The 961-nt window shown below is 41.8% G+C and carries 2 protein-coding genes; both read right to left on the minus strand.

Annotation, left to right across the window (positions count from 1 at the left end):
• Positions 1–13: 13 nt before the first annotated feature.
• Positions 14–766, minus strand: a complete 753-nt coding sequence (locus RM529_RS17520; protein ID WP_311486021.1) for a hypothetical protein — start codon at positions 764–766, stop codon at positions 14–16.
• A 3-nt stretch (positions 767–769) separates the two neighbouring features.
• The coding region (locus RM529_RS17525) for a helix-turn-helix domain-containing protein (RefSeq protein ID WP_311486022.1) at positions 770–961 on the minus strand (192 nt) is incomplete at its 5' end.

Here is a 961-nt window from a genome sequence, read left to right on the forward strand (position 1 = left end):
GCCTTCGGTTATTTTAGAGGGGTTGTCCATAATCCTTGGTTTTACTGGTTTTTAGGTTGTCTCGATTTTGGGACGCTCCCGCTTTGTTTGGTGTGTTTTTTTTGTCAAACAATTCGGTCCTATCCATCCAGTTTTTGGCTAAGGCATGCCAATCCCTGATTGTTTTTCCATCGCTTGTTTTCCAATGGGTTGCTTCATAATGCGCAAAGAATTTTTTTCCTTCATCAGCATTAAAATATTTTTCAACAAAAAAATCTAAAACGGCCTGCCTGCCCTTTGGCTTTTTATTAATATTTACCTGTTTGTTATTGTTTATATTAGATACCAGTGCTTGTCCACTCACGGGACGGTGCGGGTACACAGCTTGTTCGTTGTTGGGATGGTGCTGGTACACTACTGGTTCTCGTGTGGGATGGTACCGTTCCGCAAGTTGTTCCAATTCGGGATCATACTGTCCCATATTCGGTTCATCAGTTGTCCCTATAATGGACATCTTGATTTTACTTCCTTTGTAAGGATTGTTGGACGGAAAATAGGAAAGATAATCCCACAAATCGAGGTCGGTCACGCACCGATGGTACGTCGATTTTGAACCGATCTTGGCCACCCGCATCAAATCGCGACGGTTTACATAAAATTCATTGGCAAAGCGGCTGCTATTCCATTCTTGGAACAACGCCATATAAAGGCTGATATGGGTAGGGTTTAGGCGGTCATCAAAATAGAACTTCTCAAAAGCCGCATTAAGTTGCTTTATATAGTTCATAGCTTAAGAATTTAGACCGTGATGCACTCGGTTCCCATCCATCACTTTTTGAATTTCCTCGGTATCGTAATAGATAATTCCACCTACTTTTGTGTACGGCAATGTACCATTGATACGAAGGTTTTGCAAAGTGCCAGGGCTTACCTGAAGCAAATCCATAACCTCGGAAGATTTGAGGTATTTTTTGAGTTTCCC

This window comes from Autumnicola edwardsiae (assembly GCF_031846505.1).
Lineage (GTDB): Bacteria > Bacteroidota > Bacteroidia > Flavobacteriales > Flavobacteriaceae > Autumnicola > Autumnicola edwardsiae.

Excerpts from the sequence above, each read along its gene's own strand:
- RM529_RS17520 (WP_311486021.1), bottom strand. The coding sequence starts at position 766 with ATGAACTATATAAAGCAACTTAATGCGGCTTTTGAGAAGTTCTATTTT.